This is a genomic window from Clostridium sp. HBUAS56010, assembly GCF_007115105.1.
Classification (GTDB): Bacteria; Bacillota; Clostridia; order Lachnospirales; family Lachnospiraceae; genus Lacrimispora.
The window spans coordinates 586,017-607,164 of record NZ_SULJ01000001.1 but is presented as its reverse complement, the minus strand read 5'-3'; the positions used below and the strand labels follow the sequence as shown (position 1 = coordinate 607,164).

The window sequence follows — 21,148 nt, the reverse complement described above, 5'->3', positions numbered from 1 at the left end:
CAATATCAATGCAAAGGAGGCTGCAGCATGATAAAATATATCTTAAAACGGTTTGGATATCTGGTGGTTACACTTTGGGTCATTGTCACTGCCACTTTTTTTCTGATGAAAAAGTTACCAGGTTCTCCTTTTGATGCGGAACGGTTTAACTTAATGTCAGAAGTACAGCAGCAGGCCATATTGGAACAGTATGGATTAAATGAATCTCTGCCCCGTCAGTATGTAAAATATATGAAGAATATCCTTCATGGAGATTTTGGTACATCCTTTACCTATTCAGGTCAGAAAGTATTAACTGTCATAGGCGGAAGAATCGGTCCTTCAGCCCTGATTGGTGTTCAGGCGGTGTTAATTGGTCTGGGTGTGGGATTAACCTTAGGAATTATCGCTGCATGGAGACATAATAGCGGAATTGATTATGTAACCATGATTGTGGCAGTTTTAGGGGTTTCGGTCCCAAACTTTGTTGCTGCAGCACTTTTGCAGTATTATATAGCATTGAAGTGGGGGATTTTGCCTGTGGGGTTCTGGACAGAATGGAAATGCTCGGTTCTTCCTTCCATTGCCCTGTCTTTTTCTGCAACAGCTATGGTGGCAAGATTTATCAGGACAGAGATGTTAGAGGTTCTGGAACAGGACTATATTGTTACAGCAAAAGCAAAAGGGCTTAGTCCTTTGAAGGTTCTGATGCGCCATGCCGTAAGAAACTCCATCATTCCAGTCGTGACAATTCTTGGTCCCATTGTTGTAAATCTGCTTACCGGTTCTCTGGCAGTGGAGAACATCTACACCATTCCTGGAATTGGAAGCCTGTTTGTAGACAGCATCAAATCCAATGACTATTCAACCATTATGGGAATCACTATTTTTTATAGTGCATTTTACATATTGGTGGTAATGATCGTAGATATTGCGTATTCCCTGATTGATCCCAGGATACGTCTGGCAGCAAGTAAGGAGGGATGATCATGGATGATTTATTTGTAAAGGTTCAGGTGGAAGAATCTGAAAAAGAACACATTGCAAGACCAAATCTTACGGCGTTTCAGGATGGCTGGCTTCGTCTTAAGAAAAATAAAGCGGCAGTTGTCTCTTTGTTTACTCTGATTGCAATTGGTGTTCTTGCTATTTTTGCACCTGAATTTTCAAAATATTCTTTTAAAGAAACCAATTACGACATTATTTATCAGACACCATCCCTGGCTCATCTATTTGGAACGGATCAGTTTGGCAGGGATCTTTGGGTTAGGATCTGGATGGGAACAAGAATCTCTCTGTTGATTGCGTTGATTGCTGCTGTACTTGATTTGACAGTTGGAGTTACGTATGGAGCTGTTTCTGCTCTGTCCGGTGGAAAAGTGGATGCGGTTATGCAGCGTATTATAGAGGTGTTGGTAGGAATCCCCAACCTGATTATAGTAATTCTATTAATGATGATCATGCCGGCTGGTATCTGGACAATTATCATGGCACTTTCCATTACCGGCTGGGTCAACATGGCACGTCTGGTCCGTGCAGAAATTTTAAAACTTAAAAATCAGGAGTTTGTTCTGGCTGCCCGTGTTCTTGGAACCAGCACTTCTTCTATTATATGGAAACATCTGATTCCAAATACAGTTGGTGTTATTGTAATCAATGCCATGTTTACCATTCCTTCTGCCATATTTACGGAAGCTTTTTTAAGCTTTATTGGAATTGGAATGCAGGAACCAAAAGCTTCCCTGGGAGTCTTGATTAACAACGGGTATCAGGTTTTGAAAAACTTCCCCCATGTGTTGATTTTTCCTGCGGTTGTGATTGTTCTTATCATGGTTTGTTTCAGTATTCTCGGAGATGGACTGCGTGATGCACTGGACCCAAGAATGAGAAAGTAGGTGAAACAGAATGAGCAGGTTGTTAGAAGTAAATCAGTTACATGTGAATATAGAAACCCAGCATGGCGTGGTACAGGCGGTAAGAGGGGTTGATTTTTATCTTGATGAGCAGGAAACTCTTGCAATCGTAGGAGAATCGGGATCTGGAAAATCCATTACGGTAAAAAGCATTATGGGACTTCTTCCAAAAAATGGTAAAATATCAGAAGGTTCTATTTTGTTTCAGGGAACAGATCTGGCGAAAATAAAAGAAAGTCAGATGAGAAAAGTTCGTGGTTCCGACATATCCATGATTTTTCAGGACCCTATGACTTCTTTAAATCCAACGATGACAGTAGGCAAACAGATCATGGAGGTATTAAAAGAACATCGGAAAGATATGAGCAATGAAAAAAAGAAGGAGCGGGCAGTGGAGCTTATTTCTCTGGTTGGAATTTCCAATCCGGAAGCGAGATTCAATCAGTATCCCCATCAGCTTTCCGGCGGAATGAGACAGAGGGTGGTGATTGCCATCGCATTGGCCTGCGATCCCCGCATTTTAATTGCCGATGAACCTACAACAGCTTTGGATGTGACCATACAGGCGCAGATTCTGGATCTGTTGAGAGATTTACAGAAGAAGATCAGAACTTCCATCATCATTATCACGCACAACCTTGGAGTAGTGGCTAATATTGCTGACAGGGTTGCGGTCATGTATGGTGGACAGTTGGTGGAGACAGCAGGAGTAAGAGAATTGTTTTATGGGACAAAGCACCCTTACACCAAAGGGCTTCTTGCTTCCATACCAAAAGCATCGGATAAAGGAAGGGAACTGACGGCAATTCCAGGAACGCCCCCTGATCTGATGGAGCCGCCAAAAGGCTGTCCGTTTGCTGCCCGCTGTGCAAGCACCATGCTCGTCTGCCAGGAGTATGTGCCGGAAGAAACGTCTTGGGAAAATGGACATCGTGCCCGGTGCTGGCTTCTTGACAAACGGGCAGATGCTCTCAGAGAATAAGGGGGATCATAATGTCGACAGAAAAGAAAGCGTTACTAGAAGTAAAACATTTAAAAAAATATTTTGAAATAGGAAAAAATCAGACATTAAAAGCAGTGGATGATGTTTCTTTAGAAGTTTTAAGGGGAGAAACGTTTGGTTTGGTTGGGGAAAGCGGCTGTGGAAAATCCACGTTTGGAAGAACCGTTATCAGGCTTTATGAACCCACCACCGGTCATGTGCTGTATGATGGTCAGGTCATAGATTCTGCCTTATCCCATGAGAAAAGGCGTCAATTTTCCAGAAAGATGCAGATGATTTTCCAGGACCCTTATGCGTCTTTAAATCCCCGAATGAAAGTAATGGATATTATAGCAGAAGGAATGGATGCCCATGGACTTTATTCCGGAAAAGAGCGGGAAGAAAAGGTGCTGGAATTATTAAAGACAGTAGGCCTTTCTAAAGAACATGCAAACCGGTTTCCTCATGAGTTTTCGGGGGGGCAGAGACAGAGAGTCGGGATTGCAAGGGCGTTGGCTGTTGATCCGGAATTTATTATTTGTGATGAACCGATTTCAGCTCTTGATGTTTCCATTCAGGCTCAGGTTATTAATCTTTTAAAGGAATTACAGGAAAAGAGAGGACTGACTTACCTCTTTATTGCTCATGATCTTTCCATGGTGAAGCATATCAGTGACCGTATTGGTGTTATGTATCTGGGAGGGCTTGTAGAGCTTGCAGAAAGTGAAGAACTGTTTGAAGATCCCCTTCACCCCTATACCCAGGCTCTTCTTTCTGCAATTCCTATCCCGGATCCGGATGAGGAAAAAGGGCGCACCCGCATTATGCTGGAGGGTAGTCTTCCAAACCCTATCAGTCTGGAAGGAGGCTGCCGGTTTGCTTCCCGCTGTCCTTATGCAAAAGAAATCTGCCGTCACTCATTACCGGAATGGAAAGAAATAAAGCCAGGGCATTATGCTGCATGTCATAAAGTTGGATAAAGCCAGGCGATGAAAATATATATTTAGGAGAAAATAATGAAAGACTATATCTTGGAGGTCTGCGTTGATTCCGTGGAATCTGCCAAAGAGGCAGTAAGTGGAGGTGCTGACCGGCTGGAACTATGTGCAAATCTGGTAATTGGGGGAACAACTCCTGGAATTAGCCAGTTTAAGCAGATACGCCGTGTCTGTGAGGTTCCGATTAACGTATTGGTGCGCCCCCGGTATGGTGATTTCCTATATACGGATTATGAATTTCAGATGATCTGTGAAGATGCCGCCATGTTTTTAGACCTTGGGGCAGATGGAATTGTGGTAGGAGTTCTGGACCCGGATGGCAATCTGGACAGGGTACGCCTTGAAACACTCAGGAAGATTGCAGAAAAGGGAAAGATGACCCTGCATCGGGCATTTGATGTGTGCAGGGACCCATATGAGGCGCTTCATGAAGCCGTGGACATGGGAATTGATACCATACTTACTTCCGGACAGCAGGACACCTGTATAAAAGGCAAAAAGCTGTTAGAAGAACTGGCTTATCTTGCAGCGGGTCATATAGAGATCATGGCAGGAAGCGGAGTGGATGCAAACGCAATCTCCTGTCTTATGGAATCATCTAAAATCCAAAGTTTCCACATGTCTGGAAAGGAACTGACAGACAGCAAAATGCGTTATAGAAAAGAAGGAGTGAATATGGGAATTCCCGGAATGGGAGAGTATCATATTTACCGGACCGATTCAGGAAAAATTCTTCGGGCAAAACAGGTTATGGAGGGGAAGGCATGTTTACAGAAGAACGGTTAGACAAAATTTTAAAGCTTTTACAGGATCAGGGAACGGTAAAGGTAAAGGAATTAAGTTCTCTGTTTCAAGTTACGGAAGACTGTATAAGAAAGGATTTAAAAAGTCTTGAAAATGCAGGAAAACTGAAACGAACCTATGGCGGTGCGCTTTTGTCCCAGGATTATCCTCTGAAAAGGGATGTCATCGACAGAAGAGATACCAATATTGAGAAAAAGAAATTAATTGCCCAGAAAGCATTTGAACTCATAAGCAGCCACGAAACTATTTTTCTGGATATTTCCACGACCAATATTATGGTGGCAGAGCAATTGGCAGGATCTCATAAGCGTGTGACCGTAGTGACTAATATGGTTGATATTATGCAGACTCTTGCAGTTAATCCTGGAATTACAGCGATTGGAACAGGAGGAATCATGTACCGGACCGTCAATGGATTCATGGGAGCAGCGGCGATTGAGATGATCCGTCAGTACAGCTTTGACCGTGCCTTTATTGGAACCTGCGGACTGGACCTTACGGATAATTCGATTACAACTCTGGGTGTAGAAGACGGGCTGACAAAAAGAGCTGCCATTGCAAGCAGCAGACATAAGTATCTGGTTATGGAAAAGGATAAGTTTTACTTTAATGATTCCTATAAATTTGCTCATTTTGACGATATTGACGGTATTATCACAGATTCCATGCCTGATGAGGCTACAGCAAGAAGGCTTGATTCTGCAGGAGTGCGGATTTTCGCATAAAACTGCTTACATAAAGGAGAATTTCAATGTTTTCAGAACATTTGCAGACATATGCCCAGAAGAAGTACCTGGGAAGGCTTCCTTACCTGGAACCTTTAAAAGAAAAAATAGAAGAAGAGATGATGGGGTGCACTCCGGATGAGCAGGTGTTAATGAAGTTTCTATACGGGACCATGCCTCTGCGTGATGCAGGAGAATATGAATTTTCTGTGTTTCTTGGCTTTGTAAGACATTCCCTTCTGGTATATACGACAATGGAATGGTGCCGGGAGATCCCGGAAGATATCTTCCTGCACCATATTTTATATTATAGAGTTAATACAGAAAATATAGAAGACTGCCGAAGTTTTTTCTATGATCAGTTAAAAGATCGGATTAAAGGGCTTTCTATTACAGAAGCGGTTTTGGAAATTAATTATTGGTGTGCGGAAAATGGAACCTATGAGTCTTCGGATAACAGAACCATATCTCCCATGACCTTATACCGTTCTGGCAAAGGACGTTGTGGAGAGGAGTCTACCTTTGCAGTAACTGCATTTCGCAGTGTGGGAATTCCTGCCAGACAGGTTTATACCCCAAGATGGGCGCATTGTGATGATAATCATGCCTGGGTTGAGGTATATGCCGATGGAAAATGGCAGTTTCTTGGGGCATGTGAACCAGAAGCAATTTTAAATAAAGGGTGGTTTAGCAACGCCTCCTCCAGAGCATTACTGATCCATACCAGAACCTTTTCGGATTATTCCCTGGATAGTGATCTGGAATGTGTAGGAAAAGAAAATCTGCTGGTTTATTATAATGGAACCAGAACTTATGCAAAAACAAAGACCTATGAAATCCTGATATTAGACGAACACAAGATTCCTCAAAAAGAAGCAACGGTCTTCATTGAAATTTTAAATATGGCAGAATATTGTCCGGTTGCAACTTTGATAACCAATGAAAAAGGAATTGTTTCCATAACCATTGGTATGGGAGATATTCACGTTCGTGCGGTAAAAGGAAGTAAGAGAAAAGAACTGTGGACCAGCACGAAGGATACGGATCGTCTGGAGATGGTGTTTGATGGTGAGGAAACAGAAGAAGAGATATGGATTCCTGCAGATGTAACAGCACCAAAAGATTATCCCATGCACCCGGTGACTCTTACAAAGGAGCAAAAAGACCGAAACCGGAACCGGATTCAAACGTCCAATGAAATGAGAGAGAGCCGAATTCACAGCTATTATAAAGAAGCCGAAGCTCTTTATTATCCGGAGGCAGAAGAGATGTTAAAACTGTCCGCAGGAAACTTTGAAGAAATTATGAGTTTTCTCAAAAAGGATGAGAATCCGGATCGGTTCAGAATGCTTTCCTGTCTTTCTGCAAAGGATTATAAAGATGCAAAAGCAGAAATATTAGAAAAACATCTGGAGACGGCAGGAAAATACAGGAGCCAGTGGCAGGACAAAGGGGAACTGGATATTTACGGACAATATATTCTCTGCCCCAGAATCCACCTGGAAGAACTGACGGATTATTCCGGTGTAATTGAGACTCATTTTTCTCAGGCGGAAAAGGAAGCGTTTAAAAAGAAGCCGTTACTGGTATGGGATTATATAAAAACACACATAAAATATAATTCAGAGCTTGATTACAGCACGATCTGTTCCACGCCTGCAGGAAGTTTAAAACTTGGATATGCCAATCCTCTCAGCCAGAGAATCCTGTTTGCAGCAATTTGCCGGACGCTTGGAATTCCGGCAAGAGTCAATGTTATCAATTTGGAAGCAGAGTATTATGACAATGGTTCTTTTTATGCTGTTTCTGCAGAAAATGAAAAGAAGCAGAGTTCTGCAAAGGAGACTGTAATACTGCATACAGAAAAGGATAGCTGGTGGACTTATTATCAGACATGGACCATTGGGCGGTTACAGGATAACAGGTTTATGACTCTGGATTATACAGATGTGAAGTTTTCCGGTCACCAATTAACGCTTGCTCTCGAACCAGGGACCTATCGCATCATTACTTCTGCACGAATGCCAGGGGGAGACCAGCATTCCAGTTCCTATGTATTCCGATTAAATCCGGGAGAACAAAAGGACATATCCATGAGCCTTCGGGAAGGAAATCTGGAAGACATGCTGGTATCCAATACTCTTGATGACTTTGAAGCGGAGTTTTCTCATGGAGAAAAGACAGAGCCGGTTATGATTTCTTCTGTAGTAAAGGGCCGATCTAATATATTGGCGTTTTTATCAGAAGGAGAAGAACCGACCGAACATGTATTAAATGAAATGCTGGACCAGAAGGACACATTAAAAACTCTTGATGCCCAGATTATTTTCTTTTTAAGAAGTCGGGATTCTCTGAAAAACAAGACCCTTCAAAAAGTTTTAAATGAAATTCCAGCTATTCGGATCGGATATATGAATTTTGATGACGGAATTGAACCACTGGCACGGAGAATGTATGTTGATCCTGACAAACTTCCTTTGTTAATTGTTACAAATCCAGGTTTAACTGCTGTGTATGGATGCAGCGGTTATAATGTAGGAAGTGTAGATCTTATGGCAAAACTTCTGGTACTGTTAGCAGCAAAATAAGATATCTTGCAAAATTCATCAAGATGTTATATACTGTTTGATGGAGTATTACCAGAAATTAAGAGATAAAAGGATGGTTTAAGCATGACTATTTTAGAAAATTGGAGAAATCTGGCATATGGCGACGGGCTGGATGATAAAGGCAAAGAAGAGTTATGGACGGAGTATTTCAAGATAGAAAAAGGAATTTATGAGCACATTCTTTCTAAGCCGGAAGAAGTGATTGAAGGAACAGTAGAAGAACTGGCAAAAAGATATGGTACCGATATTCAGACCATGACTGGATTTTTAGATGGAATTAACGAAAGCCTGAAAGGCTATGAAAACCCAATTGAGACAATGGATGAGAAAACCAAGGTCAAGATTGAGATTGATCCGGAGAAACTTTACTACAATATGGTAGAGGCGAAAGCAGAGTGGCTTTATAATCTTCCTTATTGGGATGAGATCCTGACAGAAGAGAAGAAAAAAGAACTTTACAAAAAGCAGAAAGCTTCCGGCACCATCGTTAAAGGAGAAAAGATTGGAAGAAATGATCCATGTCCTTGCGGAAGCGGTAAGAAATATAAAAAATGCTGCGGAAGCGGCCTGTAAAAACAGGAAGGCAGGTACCTCTTAGGGGTTACCTGCTTTGTTTTTAGAATAGAGAGCGGAAAGGGAATCCCAAATGGAAGCTTATGAAAGCTTTGCAGAAGTCTATGATTTATTTATGGACAACATTCCATATAAGGAATGGAGCCAGTATGTAGGCAGCCTGCTGAAAGAGCATGGAATTGAAGACGGTCTTTTATTAGATCTTGGCTGTGGAACCGGAAGTTTGACAGAATTACTGGCTGATCAGGGATATGACATGATCGGTGTGGATAATTCCGAGGACATGCTCCAGATTGCCATGGAGAAGAAGGCTGAATCTGGAAAGGATATTCTTTATCTTTTGCAGGATATGAGAGAATTTGAATTATACGGAACGGTGCGGGCAGTTCTTAGTATCTGTGACTGTATGAATTACATTCTGGAGAGTAAAGATCTGATTCAGATATTTTCTCTTGTAAATAATTATCTGGACCCGGAGGGAATCTTTATATTTGATTTAAACACTGCTTATAAGTATGAGACGATGTTAGGTGATTCCACCATTGCAGAGGACCGGGAAGAATGCAGTTTTATATGGGATAATTACTATGACAGGAAAACCAGGGTCAATGAATATGGTCTTTCCCTGTTTATCAGGGAGGAAGATAATTTATATCGTAAGTATACCGAATACCATTATCAGAGATCCTATTCCATAGAGGAAATAAAAGAAGCCATAACAAAAGCCGGCATGGAATTTGTAACAGCATATGATGCCTTTACAAGAGAACCGGCAAAGGAAACCAGTGAGCGGATTTATATTATCGCGAGAGAACACGGAAAAGGAGCTACGACATGACAGATTATATTGTGAGAGCAACAGCAGGAGATCACCAGATCCGTGCTTTTGCAGCAACCACCAGAGATTTGGTAGAACACGCCAGACAGGCTCATAATACAAGCCCTATTGCGACTGCGGCATTAGGAAGACTTCTGACAGCAGGTGCTATGATGGGAATTATGATGAAAGGGGGGGAGGATCTTCTTACCATTAAGATTCAAAGCAGCGGTCCTATTGAAGGTCTTACGGTAACAGCGGACTCCAAAGGCGATGTAAAGGGTTATGTATTTAATCCCGGAGTCATGCTCCCGCCAAGTAAAGCAGGCAAACTGGATGTAGGCGGAGCGGTAGGAGAGGGTGTCTTAAGTGTTATCAGGGATATTGGTTTAAAAGAGCCTTATGTGGGTCAGACGATTTTAGTAGGCGGAGAGATCGCAGAAGATCTTACTTATTATTATGCCAACTCGGAACAGACTCCATCCTCTGTTGCTTTAGGAGTTTTGATGAATAAGGATAATACAGTAAAGCAGGCAGGTGGTTTTATTATTCAGCTTCTTCCTGGTGCTTCAGAAGAGATGGTGGAAAAGCTTGAAAAAAAGCTTGGAGAGATTACAGCAATCACCTCACTTCTGGATGAAGGGAATACACCAGAGATGATTCTGGAACATATTCTTGGAGAATTTGGTCTTGATATTATGGAAAAGATACCGACCAGGTTCCACTGTAATTGTGAAAAGTCAAGAGTGGAGAGAGCTTTAATCAGCATTGGGAAAAAAGAGCTTCTTGAAATGATTGATGAGGGAAAAAATATAGAGGTAAACTGCCATTTTTGCAACAAAAATTACGAATTTACAGTGGAAGAGCTTTCCGAACTTTATGAAAAAGCGAGAAGTTAAGTGCTCCCGCATTTGGGAGCATCAAAAAGAGCCATCCGAATGGATGGCTCTGATCGTAATCATGCGAAACAATATAACTTCTTCCTATATATTGAAAAAAGGTACACTGATGAGTCAATGATTATAATCTGGTAACGTTTGTAGCCTGTGGTCCTTTGGCTCCGTCTACTACATCAAACTCAACAGCTACGCCTTCATCTAAAGACTTAAACCCTTCCATGCTAAGACCTGAGTAGTGAACGAATACATCGTTGCCCTGTTCGTCGGAAATAAATCCATAACCCTTTTGGTTGTTAAACCACTTAACTGTACCTTTCATATGATACCTCCAAAACGAAATAAAAATTATACTATTACAGGATATCTGTAACTTCCCTAAGAATAGCATAAAACCTAGAAAGTGTCAAACATTTTCCGCTTCAAAAAATAAGAAATCTTAAAAATAAATTCAGGTAAAAAACAAGTGGCAAAAAGAACGAAAAATGTGGTAGAATGAGGGAAGATTGTGATATAGGATAAGAAGGGACAGACAATGAAAGTCAGAAATTTTTGGGGACATTTTTCTACCATCAGTTCCCACAAAATAAGAGTTATGAAAAACTGCTTCCGTGTGGGGCTTTATAAACAGGGGCTTCTTCATGATCTATCAAAGTACAGCCCCCAGGAATTCTTAGCGGGGGTTCATTATTATCAGGGAAACCGAAGTCCTAATGCGGCTGAACGGGAAGAAAAGGGTTATTCGGGAGCATGGCTTCATCATAAAGGCAGGAATAAACACCATGATGAATACTGGATCGACTTTTCCAGTGATTATTCCCAAGGGCTGGTAGGGTTAAAAATGCCCTTAAATTATGTGATCGAGATGGTAATTGACCGGATGGCGGCGGCTCAGACCTATAAAGGAAAAGATTATACCGATGCTTCCCCCTGGGAATATTATATTCTTACAAAACCTTATTCCGTTATTGCGCCTGAGACAGGAGCGCTTCTTGAAGAACTTCTTTTATTGCTGAAAGAAGAGGGGGAAGAAAAGCTGTTTGAACATATGAGAAAATTATTGAAAAAAGGGGATTATTAACAGGAACAAAGCAGGAGCAGATCAGATTATGGAGTTTACAGTAAGCAGAACCAGACGATCTTTTGATTTTCACATGCCGGTCAGTCACTGGCATCCATGTTATGAATTGTTTTATCTGGTATCCGGACATTGCAGAATATTTATCAATCATACCTTGCATTATGTAGAACCAGGTGATTTTATCCTCATTCCTCCAGGAGAGATTCACCGAACCACTTATCATTCCAGCCCGGTGAATGAACGAATCACTTTAAGTTTTAACAAAGAGTATCTAAAACCCATGGAGGAGCAGTGCGGAAGAGAGCTGACCCAGTATCTGTTCCGAAATTCCAAGATATCCATACCGGAAGGAAGGCAGCTCTATGCAGAGGATCTGATTAAGAAGATAGAATATGAGTCAGCAGGACAGGATGGTTACTCTGGTGTGATGATTGAGAGTTATCTGTATGAGCTGCTGGTTTTTTTATCCAGATGTCAGGAAACCAGGCAGGAACCAGTCAGGCTTCCGGTAGCGGAAAAGGCAATTGAGGAAGCTGCTGAATATATCTATAATCACTATGACACCCAGATCACACTGGAAGAAGTTGCAGGGCGGATTCATATGAGTCCTGCTTACTTTTCCAAAAAGTTTAAAGCAGTGACTGGTTTTGGATACAAAGAGTATTTAACAAATATACGGATCAGAGAAGCTTCCGGCATGCTGTTAAATTCTACCAGATCTATTACTGAGATTGCGGTTGCCTGTGGCTTTGGAGATGGTAATTACTTTGGAGATGTGTTCAAAAAAGTCAAAGGAGTCTCTCCAAGAACATACCGGAATATGCAGGGGCTTGTATAGGTTATCTTCGCAGACTGTTCAGAAGCTGTCTGATATAGCTGCGGACATTTTTACTGTCTTTAAACAGATCTTCTTCATAGGAAACGTAGGTAATCTTGTCTTTATATTCTTTTTGCAGTGCCGGTGTCCATAAGGGAGAAAACTGGGGCAGGTAAAGACCGTTCTGTCTGGTATAGCAGGTTTTTGCAGTCGCTTTCATTCTGGCTTCCTTATCCACATATTCCGCAACACTTTTATGTATCGCCCGGTCTTCGTAAATCAGATAATAGTAATTTTTATAATCTGGATAGAAGTATTTTAATTCCCCTTCATACAGATCAATGGTGATGGTCAGGGTATCATCCTCTGCTTCCATACATACCAGAGAGTTGGATCTTGAAAAACCGGCGGGAATGGAACAACCGTTTTTGCAAAATAGTTGTAAGACAGGCTGTGCCTGACCAAAGATATCACAGTTTGAGGAAAGTTCCTGTCCCTCCAGCCAGAAGTCCTCTTCTATAAAATCAGGATAATTAAGTATGGGAAGAATGAGGGGCATTCCCTTTAAGTCGTCTTCGTTATGAAGAATCAAAAGATCAAAGAGAAATGTTTCGTGAGTTATTAAATAGTCTTTATACACTTCAATAAGCTGCCCGCCGGAATAAAGGTCTGTTCTTTCAACCTTTAAAAATTCTTCAATCGCCTTTTGCTTCATGCTGGTAAGACCCAGAATATTCCGATAGGGCCGGATTCTTTTATAAATATCAAAACTTTCCACGCAGGAAAAATCAAAGGGAAGTCCATGAGCATGACAACGCTTTAAAAGGTAGGGAAGATCAAACCCGTCCCCATTAAAGTGAACAACTGTCCGGAAATCTTTTAAAAAATCAAAAAAGGTCCGAAGAAGTTCCTGCTCAGAATCAAGACTATCGGCAAACCACTGGGTGAGATTCCAGGAAGAGTCCCGATAAAAGACACAGCCAATTAAGTACACAGTAGAGTATTCTCCGGAGAATCCGGTGGTTTCTATATCAAAGAAAAGAAGCTCTTCCCGGCTACCGATCCGGTCCAGGGGATAAGTTTCTATAAATTCAATAGTTTTATGTAAGGTAATCATACATGATTCCGTCCTTTCTTTCAAAATTATTATAGCGGAAGGCAGTTCTTTCGTCAATCAAAACAGAATATTTGTTCGACTATCTGCTTGCATAACAACATTCCGTATGCTATGATTAAATCATGATATATGAGCCAAAAGGAGACGAGAAGATTTGATTTCTTATGTAAAAGGACCTCTGGTCGAGATCACTGGTGATACAGTGATCATAGAGTGTGGAAGTATAGGTTATGAAGTGCATGTTCCCATATCCGTGCTTCAGCAGTTGCCTGAAGCAGGTAAGGAAGCGAAGCTTTACACCTATTTTCAGGTAAGGGAAGATGCCATGTGCCTTTTTGGCTTTTTAAACCGGCAGGATCTGCAGATGTTTAAACAGTTGATCAGTGTGAACGGAATCGGTCCTAAGGGAGCACTGGGAGTTCTTTCTGCTCTCACTCCTGACAATTTAAGAAAAGCAATTATTTCTGGTGATGCAAAAGCTATCTCAAAAGCCCCTGGAGTTGGTGCCAAGACTGCTCAGAGGATTATTCTTGATCTGAAGGATAAGATTGATATGGCGGACTGTCTGTTGTCCGGTCTTTCCAGCGAGCCTTCTACTGCTCCGATCCTGGAAGGTGTGGAAGGAGAGGCAATTGATGCGCTGACGGCGCTTGGCTATACTCTGGCAGAAGCAGGACGAGCTGTTAAGCGTGTGGAGATCACAGAATCCATGACAGCAGAAGATGTGCTGAAGGCATCTTTAAAGCATTTGGCATTTATATAAGAATAACGGGTAAAAGTAAAGATGGAACGTAGAATAATAACCACAGAAGCAATCGAAGAAGATAAGCAGATTGAGCCAAATCTAAGGCCTAAATGTCTGCAGGAATACATTGGGCAGGAGAAGATCCGTACCAATTTAAAAGTATATATTGAAGCGGCAAAAGCAAGAAGAGAATCTTTGGATCATGTGCTGTTTTATGGTCCTCCCGGACTTGGCAAAACCACTCTTTCGGGAATCATTGCCAATGAGATGGGGGTTAATATGAAGGTTACGTCAGGACCTGCCATAGAAAAACCAGGCGAGATTGCCGCTATTCTGAACAATCTTCAGGAAGGGGATGTGCTGTTTGTGGATGAGATTCACAGACTGAATCGTCAGGTGGAAGAGGTGCTTTATCCTGCCATGGAGGACTTTGCCATTGATATTATGCTGGGAAAGGATTCCGCAGCCAGGTCCATCCGGCTGGATCTTCCCAAGTTTACCCTTGTTGGAGCTACAACAAGGGCAGGGCTTTTAAGTGCCCCTTTAAGAGACCGTTTCGGGGTGGTGCAGAAGCTGGAGTTTTATACCCCTCAGGAATTGAAGATTATTGTCTGCCGTTCCGCTAAAGTTCTTCAGGTAGAGATTGAAGACGAAGGTGCGGCTGAGATTGCCAAGCGATCCAGAGGAACGCCAAGACTTGCCAACCGGCTGTTGAAGAGAGTCCGTGATTTTGCACAAGTGAAGTACGATGGTATTATTACAAAGGATGTGGCAGATTTTGCTCTGGATATTCTCGATGTGGATAAGTTTGGACTGGATTATAATGACCGGTCTATTCTGCTGATGATGATTGAGAAGTTTTCCGGGGGACCTGTTGGACTGGACACTCTGGCGGCTGCTCTGGGAGAAGATGCGGGAACGCTGGAAGATGTATATGAACCATATCTGCTGATGAATGGCTTCTTAAACCGGACGTCCAGAGGACGGGTTGCCACAGAGCGGGCGTATCAGCATCTTGGAATTGTAATGGAGCCATGATCTGCCTGAATTTTAGAACTTTCCTAAGTTTATAAAATGTGATATAGTAAACAGAGAGCAAATGATAACAGGAGAGAACAACATGGATTCCAAACATAATACTGAAGTTTTAATAGATGGCAAGATTTATACATTAGCCGGAAGTGAAGAAGAGGGATACATCCAACGCCTGGCAAGTTATATTAATGAGATGACTCTGACACTAAAGCGTCAGGAAGGTTTTACAAAGCAAAGCGCAGAGTACCAGAATGTCATGATAGAGCTGAATATGGCAGATGATTATTTTAAAGCCAGAGAACAGATAGCCAGATTAGAAGAGCAGAAAGCGGAGATGGAGAGAGAGGCGTACAGTTTAAAGCATGAACTGGTAGCGACTCAGATCAAGCTGGAAGCAGCACAAAAGGAACTGGCAGAAGTGCAGAGACATGCAGATTCTGGCAACAAGGAATAACTCAGGAGGGGATGTTTTATGGCAGAGCCATGTGACATCCTCTTTTTCATCAATAGATAGATACAGGAGGCTTATGTGAAGAAAGCGGTTGAGATTCTTGCCCCGGCAGGATCGTTTGAAAGTATGAAGGCGGCTGTTGCAGCAGGTGCGGATGCGGTTTATATGGGTGGAAGCAGGTTTGGAGCCAGAGCTTTTGCCCAGAACCCAGATGAGGACAAACTCATGGAAGCTATTGATTATGTGCATCTTCATGGAAAGAAATTATATCTGACTGTAAACACTCTCATGAAAGAACAGGAGATGGATGAACTTTTTGAATATCTTCTCCCTTATTATAAACAGGGGCTTGATGCGGCGATTGTTCAGGATATGGGAGTCTTTTCTTTTATTAGAAAGAATTTTCCGGATCTTCCCCTTCATGCAAGTACGCAGATGACCATTACAGGGGCTTACGGTGCAGGCATGTTAAAGGAACTAGGAGCAGAGCGGGTGGTGACTGCCAGAGAACTTTCGTTGTCTGAGATTAAGCGGATTCATGAAAAAGTAGATGTAGAGATAGAAAGTTTTGTGCATGGGGCGCTGTGTTATTGCTATTCAGGACAATGTCTGTTCAGCAGTCTTATTGGAGGCCGCAGCGGCAACAGGGGAAGGTGCGCCCAGACGTGCCGGCTTCCTTATGAGGTGAAACGCGATGGTAAAGCCATTGGGAAAAAGGATGACAGCTACTGCCTCAGCCTGAAAGATTTAAGTACATTAGATTTAATTCCCGATATGATAGAAGCCGGTATCTACTCTATGAAAATTGAAGGAAGAATGAAAAGCCCCAGATATACGGCTGGTGTTGTGAGTATTTACCGTAAATATGCGGATCTTTATATAAATAAGGGCAGAGAAGGATACCGGGTTCAGGAAGAAGACCGGAAAGCACTGCTGGATCTGTTTGACAGAGGCGGACAGACAGACGGGTATTATAAGCAGCATAATGGAAGGGATATGGTGGTATGGAAAGAAAAACCATCCTTTCGGGAAGGCAATCAGGTCCTTTTTGATTATCTCGATGAGAACTATGTAAACAAAGAGATGAAACAACCAGTACAGGCAGCCGTATACTTAAAGGAAGGGAAGGAGGCTTCTCTGGAACTCATCTGCCAGGGGCATACCGTAAAGGTTATGGGTGCTCAAGTACAATCTGCCAAAAATCAACCGATGACAGAAGAAAAAGTAAGGAAACAACTGGAGAAAACCGGGAATACCCCTTTTTATTTTGATAATCTTCAAGTGGAGCGGGAAGGAAATGTTTTTATTCCAGTACAGGCTTTAAATGAGCTCAGGAGGACCGGGCTGGAACAGATCCAGAATGCAGTTTTAGGTCAGTACTACAGAGAAGGTGTGATGGCTCAGACGGAAGAAAGATCTATTTACAAAAAGGAACATCATTCCGGAACTCCACTTCTGACTGTTTCCCTGGAGCGGACGGATTGTCTGGAGGCGGTTGTTGAGAGCGGTAAAGTGGGACGGGTGTATATTGATTCGGCAGAGTTTGATCCCAAGCACTGGAAAGCCTGTGTGGATCTGTGCCACAAAAATGGAAAAGAGTGTATGCTTACTATGCCTCATATCTTTCGAAACAATGGGGAACAGTTTTTTGACCAGCATATCAGAGAACTGAAAGAATCGGCTTTTGACGGTTACCTGATCCGGTCTCTTGAAGAAGCCGGATATCTGAATCAAAAAGAAATCAAAGGGCGTTTTATTTTCGATTTTGACGTGTATGGAATGAATCACTGGTCTCAGGACATGCTTATGGACATGGGAGCAGATGAACTTACCTTGCCTGTGGAATTGAATAGCAGGGAACTGGGAAAGCTAAAGATTCCCGGAGAGCTTCTCTTATATGGACGTCTGCCAATGATGGTATCCGCCCAGTGTATTCATAAAGGTCTGGAGCGGTGTGATAAGCTTCCTTCTGTTTTAATGATGAAAGACCGGAAGGGAAAAGAATTTCCGGTGAAGAATCACTGCAGATTCTGCTATAATTCCATATACAATTCAGCCCCATTATCCCTTCATGGACTTTACGACGGAGTTATGGCTTTGTCTCCTTCTTCTTTACGGCTTCAGTTTACAATAGAGGACCTGGAAGAAACCAAAGAAGTGATTCAATATTTTTCCGGAGAATTTTATGACAGGCAGGAAGAAAGACTGCCTTTTCAGGAGTTTACAAGAGGTCATTTTAAACGCGGTGTAGAATAGGTGGTATATGATTAATCTGATAATTGATGCATCCAGATATCTGATGATATTGTTGATTGCAATATACACATATTTTAATTTTCGTGTGTTTTCCACGAAAGATCAATGGAAAAAAAACAGAATATGCAGAAAGCAGAACCTGGTCATGTTCCTGATTCATCTTCTGGCTTATATCATCATCTGGTTTGAAACAAAAGACGAGCGGATTCTTGCCTTTTATCTGGCGCAGGTTTTGTTCTTTGTTATTTATATCTTTCTTTACCGTTTCTTTTACCGAAACGTATCCAGGTTATTGGTAAATAATATGTGTATGCTGCTTACAATAGGCTTTATCATGCTGACCAGGATTTCCTTTGACCGAGCCATGAAGCAGTTTGTTATCGTGGCAGCGGCAGCTCTGATTACATGGATCATTCCCTTTGTTATTGACAGAGTATGGCAGTTAAGTAAGATTCCATGGGTCTATGGTATCGGTGGGATTGTTCTCCTTTTTCTTGTCTTTATTGCGGGAAACAGCAGTTATGGTGCACAGCTTTCTTTCGGAGTGGGCGGGTTTTCCTTTCAGCCGTCAGAATTTGTAAAGATCAGCTATGTATTCTTTATTGCAACCATGTTTTACCGCTCAACCAGTTTTAAAACAGTGCTCCTTGTCACTGGAATTGCTTCTCTTCATATTTTGATTCTTGTGGTATCAAAGGATTTGGGAAGTGCCCTCATCTTATTTGTGACATATGTTTTTATGCTGTTTGTGGCTACGGGGAATTGGCTGTATCTATTTGCTGGCGCAGGCGGAGGAACCCTTGCTTCATTATTGGCGTTTCAGTTATTTGGACATGTCAGAACCAGAGTGGCGGCATGGTCAAATCCTTGGAGTGATATTGCGGGAAAAGGGTATCAGATCACGCAGTCTTTGTTTGCAATCGGAACAGGAGGCTGGTTTGGCATGGGACTATATCAGGGGATGCCAAGAAAGATCCCGGTGGTGGAAAAAGATTTTATTTTTGCGGCAGTTTCAGAAGAACTGGGAGCTGTGTTTGCGTTGTGCCTTTTGTTTATCTGTCTCGGATGTTTTTTGCAGTTTATGATGATAGCAGGACGGATGCAGGCGGTATTTTATAAGCTGATTGCATTTGGTCTGGGCACCATCTATATTATTCAGGTGTTTCTGACCGTGGGGGGTGTTACAAAGTTTATTCCTTCCACAGGAGTAACTCTTCCCCTTGTAAGCTATGGAGGAAGTTCTGTGCTGAGTACATTTGTAATCTTTGGTATTATCCAGGGACTGTATATATTAAAACGCAATGAAGAGGAAGAAGAGGAATATGAAGACTAGTCCAAATCCAAAAGCAAACCGTCATATGTTAATACTTACCTATGGAGTTGTGCTCCTGTTTCTGGGGCTGACAGCATATTATAGTTATTTCCTTTTTGCGAAAAGTGATGGAGTAATTAACAATTCTTATAATCCCAGACTGGACAGGTTTGCAGATAGGGTTGTGCGGGGGGAGATCCGGAGCAGTGACGGCCAGGTTCTTGCCAGGACGGATGTGGATGGAGAAGGCAATGAAACAAGAGTTTATCCCTTTGATGCTCTTTTTGCCCATGTGGTAGGATATTCTTCAAAAGGAAAGACCGGGTTGGAATCGCTTTCCAACTTTTACCTTTTAAGCAGCCATGTAAACATCATAGAACAGGCTGTCAATGAATTATCTTCTGTCAAAAATCAGGGAGATCATGTGGTATCTACCCTTGATGTGGCTCTGCAAAAAGCAGCCTATGATGCCCTCGGAAAACGGAATGGTGCTGTGGTGGTCATGGAACCGGATACAGGAAAGATTCTGGCCATGGTTTCAAAGCCGGATTATAATCCCAATACCCTTCTTGCGGATTGGGATCAGCTTATCGCGCAGGAGAATACTTCCGGTCAGCTCCTAAACCGTGCTACCCAGGGATTGTATCCCCCGGGGTCAACGTTTAAAGTTGTGACAGCACTGGAATACATGAAAGAGCATCCCGATAATTACAGGGATTATACGTTTGATTGCAGCGGAATCTACAGAAACGGGGAATATGCAATTAAATGTTACCATGAGACTGCTCATGGTCATCAGAATTTCCAACAGGCATTTGCTAATTCATGCAATGGAGCATTTGCGAATCTTGGTTTATCTCTCAATCTGACTAATTTAAAAAGTACAGCGGACCAGCTTTTATTTAATTCCAGTCTGGATCTTCCTGTGGCATATAGCAGGAGTTCTTATTCCATGGCTTCCGGTGCCGATACCTGGCAGATTCTCCAGACTTCGATTGGTCAGGGACAGACTCAGATAACCCCGATACACAATGCCATGATCACATCAGCCATTGCAAATGGAGGAACTCTGATGAAGCCTTATCTCCTTGACCGTGTGGAAAATGACGGCGGAGATGTGATTAAAAAGTTTATGCCTGAAGCTTATGGCAATCTGATGACAGCGAAAGAATCAGAAGGTCTGACTGAGTTTATGAGGGCAGTGGTAACGGATGGAACCGGTTCTGCGCTTCGGACAGATGCCTATACAGTAGCAGGAAAGACCGGTTCCGCAGAGTTTGAAACAGGAAAAGAAACCCACGCATGGTTTATCGGATTCGCCCCTGCAGAGCATCCGAAAGTGGTTGTCAGCGTAATTGTGGAAGAAGGCGGTTCGGGCGGAAAGGCAGCAGCTCCTATAGCCAGAGGGCTTTTTGACTTATATTTTTCCAGATGATGAAAGATATGATATTGCTTTCGAAGATTACAGTCTTGCATATAGGGACAAAAAGAGGTATACTATAGCCAGTCTATGAGACACACCAAAATCGGAATTTTGATGAATATCCGGTTCACTCTGGAGGAATTGCAATGATAGAAGCAACGAGTTGTGGCGGTGTGGTTATTTTTCGAGGTAAAATTCTGGTTTTGTATAAGAATTATAAAAACAAATATGAAGGTTGGGTTTTGCCAAAGGGAACGGTAGAAGCGGGTGAAGAGTATAAGGAGACGGCACTGCGGGAAGTAAAAGAAGAGACAGGAGTCAGTGCGTCCATTATCAAGTACATCGGCAAGAGCCGGTACTCTTTTAACACACCCCAGGATATGGTGGAAAAGGATGTACACTGGTATCTAATGATGGCTGACAGCTATTACAGTAAACCACAGCGGGAAGAATATTTTATTGATTCGGGATATTATAAGTTTCATGAAGCCTATCATCTTCTTAAATTCTCCAATGAAAAGCAGATATTGGAGAAAGCCTATAATGAATATCTGGATTTGAAGAAGAGCAATTTATGGGGCAATAAAAAGTATTTCTGAAGAGATGAGGATAAGA

21 protein-coding genes are annotated in these 21,148 nt (G+C 42.2%); 19 read left to right on the top strand and 2 right to left on the bottom strand.

All coding sequences use genetic code 11. The features are described from left to right. Nucleotides 1-27: 27 nt before the first annotated feature. From FAY33_RS02920 to hslO, 10 genes are all read left to right on the top strand, one after another. A complete protein-coding gene (locus FAY33_RS02920; protein ID WP_143319253.1) occupies nt 28-966 on the top strand; it encodes an ABC transporter permease in 939 nt (312 codons plus the stop codon). A gap of 2 nt (nt 967-968) precedes the next feature. Further along, nucleotides 969-1,874, top strand: coding sequence for an ABC transporter permease (locus FAY33_RS02915; RefSeq protein ID WP_143319252.1), 906 nt, complete (start codon nt 969-971; stop codon nt 1,872-1,874). A gap of 10 nt (nt 1,875-1,884) precedes the next feature. Next, nucleotides 1,885-2,874, top strand: a complete 990-nt coding sequence (locus FAY33_RS02910) for an ABC transporter ATP-binding protein (protein WP_143319251.1) — start codon at nt 1,885-1,887, stop codon at nt 2,872-2,874. Between the two features lie 11 nt (nt 2,875-2,885). Continuing rightward, nucleotides 2,886-3,854, top strand: a complete 969-nt coding sequence (locus FAY33_RS02905; RefSeq protein ID WP_143319250.1) for an oligopeptide/dipeptide ABC transporter ATP-binding protein — start codon at nt 2,886-2,888, stop codon at nt 3,852-3,854. 36 nt (nt 3,855-3,890) lie between these two features. After that, entirely contained in the window at nt 3,891-4,658 is a 768-nt protein-coding gene (locus FAY33_RS02900) for a copper homeostasis protein CutC (protein ID WP_143319249.1), read from the top strand. Next, entirely contained in the window at nt 4,637-5,401 is a 765-nt protein-coding gene (locus FAY33_RS02895; protein WP_143319248.1) for a DeoR/GlpR family DNA-binding transcription regulator, read from the top strand. Before FAY33_RS02900 ends, FAY33_RS02895 begins: the two co-directional genes overlap by 22 nt. Nucleotides 5,402-5,427: 26 nt before the next feature. After that, nucleotides 5,428-7,989: a transglutaminase-like domain-containing protein gene (locus FAY33_RS02890; RefSeq protein ID WP_143319247.1), complete on the top strand. Its 2,562-nt coding sequence runs from the start codon at nt 5,428-5,430 to the stop codon at nt 7,987-7,989. A gap of 84 nt (nt 7,990-8,073) precedes the next feature. Continuing rightward, the gene (locus FAY33_RS02885) at nt 8,074-8,583 is read left to right on the top strand and encodes an SEC-C metal-binding domain-containing protein (protein ID WP_143319246.1); all 510 of its coding nucleotides are present in this window, start codon (nt 8,074-8,076) and stop codon (nt 8,581-8,583) included. Nucleotides 8,584-8,656: 73 nt separating this feature from the next. Beyond that, nucleotides 8,657-9,421: a class I SAM-dependent methyltransferase gene (locus FAY33_RS02880; RefSeq protein WP_143319245.1), complete on the top strand. Its 765-nt coding sequence runs from the start codon at nt 8,657-8,659 to the stop codon at nt 9,419-9,421. Continuing rightward, nucleotides 9,418-10,299 (top strand): Hsp33 family molecular chaperone HslO, encoded by an 882-nt coding sequence (gene hslO / locus FAY33_RS02875; protein WP_143319244.1) that lies wholly within the window; start codon nt 9,418-9,420, stop codon nt 10,297-10,299. Before FAY33_RS02880 ends, hslO begins: the two co-directional genes overlap by 4 nt. Before the next feature lie 121 nt (nt 10,300-10,420). On the opposite strand, the gene FAY33_RS02870 is transcribed toward hslO, so the two are convergent. Further along, the gene (locus FAY33_RS02870; protein ID WP_143319243.1) at nt 10,421-10,618 is read right to left on the bottom strand and encodes a cold shock domain-containing protein; all 198 of its coding nucleotides are present in this window, start codon (nt 10,616-10,618) and stop codon (nt 10,421-10,423) included. 213 nt (nt 10,619-10,831) lie between these two features. Between FAY33_RS02870 and FAY33_RS02865 the strand changes: the two genes are divergently transcribed. Continuing rightward, a complete protein-coding gene (locus FAY33_RS02865) occupies nt 10,832-11,377 on the top strand; it encodes a DUF5662 family protein (protein WP_143319242.1) in 546 nt (181 codons plus the stop codon). A gap of 28 nt (nt 11,378-11,405) precedes the next feature. Beyond that, entirely contained in the window at nt 11,406-12,215 is an 810-nt protein-coding gene (locus FAY33_RS02860) for an AraC family transcriptional regulator (protein ID WP_143319241.1), read from the top strand. Nucleotide 12,216: 1 nt separating this feature from the next. Here the strand turns inward: FAY33_RS02860 and FAY33_RS02855 are convergent, their stop codons facing one another. Continuing rightward, the gene (locus FAY33_RS02855) at nt 12,217-13,311 is read right to left on the bottom strand and encodes a ribonuclease H-like domain-containing protein (RefSeq protein ID WP_143319240.1); all 1,095 of its coding nucleotides are present in this window, start codon (nt 13,309-13,311) and stop codon (nt 12,217-12,219) included. 154 nt (nt 13,312-13,465) lie between these two features. On the opposite strand from FAY33_RS02855, the gene ruvA reads away from it, so the two are divergent. The 7 genes from ruvA to FAY33_RS02820 all read left to right on the top strand — a co-directional run bounded on the left by ruvA (nt 13,466) and on the right by FAY33_RS02820 (nt 21,132). Beyond that, nucleotides 13,466-14,074 (top strand): Holliday junction branch migration protein RuvA, encoded by a 609-nt coding sequence (gene ruvA, locus FAY33_RS02850; protein WP_143319239.1) that lies wholly within the window; start codon nt 13,466-13,468, stop codon nt 14,072-14,074. Nucleotides 14,075-14,095: 21 nt separating this feature from the next. Then, a complete protein-coding gene (gene ruvB, locus FAY33_RS02845; protein WP_143319238.1) occupies nt 14,096-15,094 on the top strand; it encodes a Holliday junction branch migration DNA helicase RuvB in 999 nt (332 codons plus the stop codon). Between the two features lie 82 nt (nt 15,095-15,176). Beyond that, nucleotides 15,177-15,545, top strand: coding sequence for a cell division protein ZapA (locus tag FAY33_RS02840; protein ID WP_143319237.1), 369 nt, complete (start codon nt 15,177-15,179; stop codon nt 15,543-15,545). Between the two features lie 75 nt (nt 15,546-15,620). Then, on the top strand, nt 15,621-17,798 hold the full coding sequence (locus FAY33_RS02835) for a DUF3656 domain-containing protein (protein ID WP_347562644.1): 2,178 nt from the start codon (nt 15,621-15,623) through the stop codon (nt 17,796-17,798). A gap of 7 nt (nt 17,799-17,805) precedes the next feature. Next, a complete protein-coding gene (locus FAY33_RS02830; RefSeq protein ID WP_143319236.1) occupies nt 17,806-19,131 on the top strand; it encodes an FtsW/RodA/SpoVE family cell cycle protein in 1,326 nt (441 codons plus the stop codon). Next, nucleotides 19,121-20,545, top strand: coding sequence for a penicillin-binding transpeptidase domain-containing protein (locus tag FAY33_RS02825; protein ID WP_347562643.1), 1,425 nt, complete (start codon nt 19,121-19,123; stop codon nt 20,543-20,545). The genes FAY33_RS02830 and FAY33_RS02825 overlap by 11 nt, the downstream gene beginning before the upstream one ends. 134 nt (nt 20,546-20,679) lie before the next feature. Further along, a complete protein-coding gene (locus FAY33_RS02820) occupies nt 20,680-21,132 on the top strand; it encodes an NUDIX hydrolase (protein ID WP_143319234.1) in 453 nt (150 codons plus the stop codon). Nucleotides 21,133-21,148: the final 16 nt, after the last annotated feature.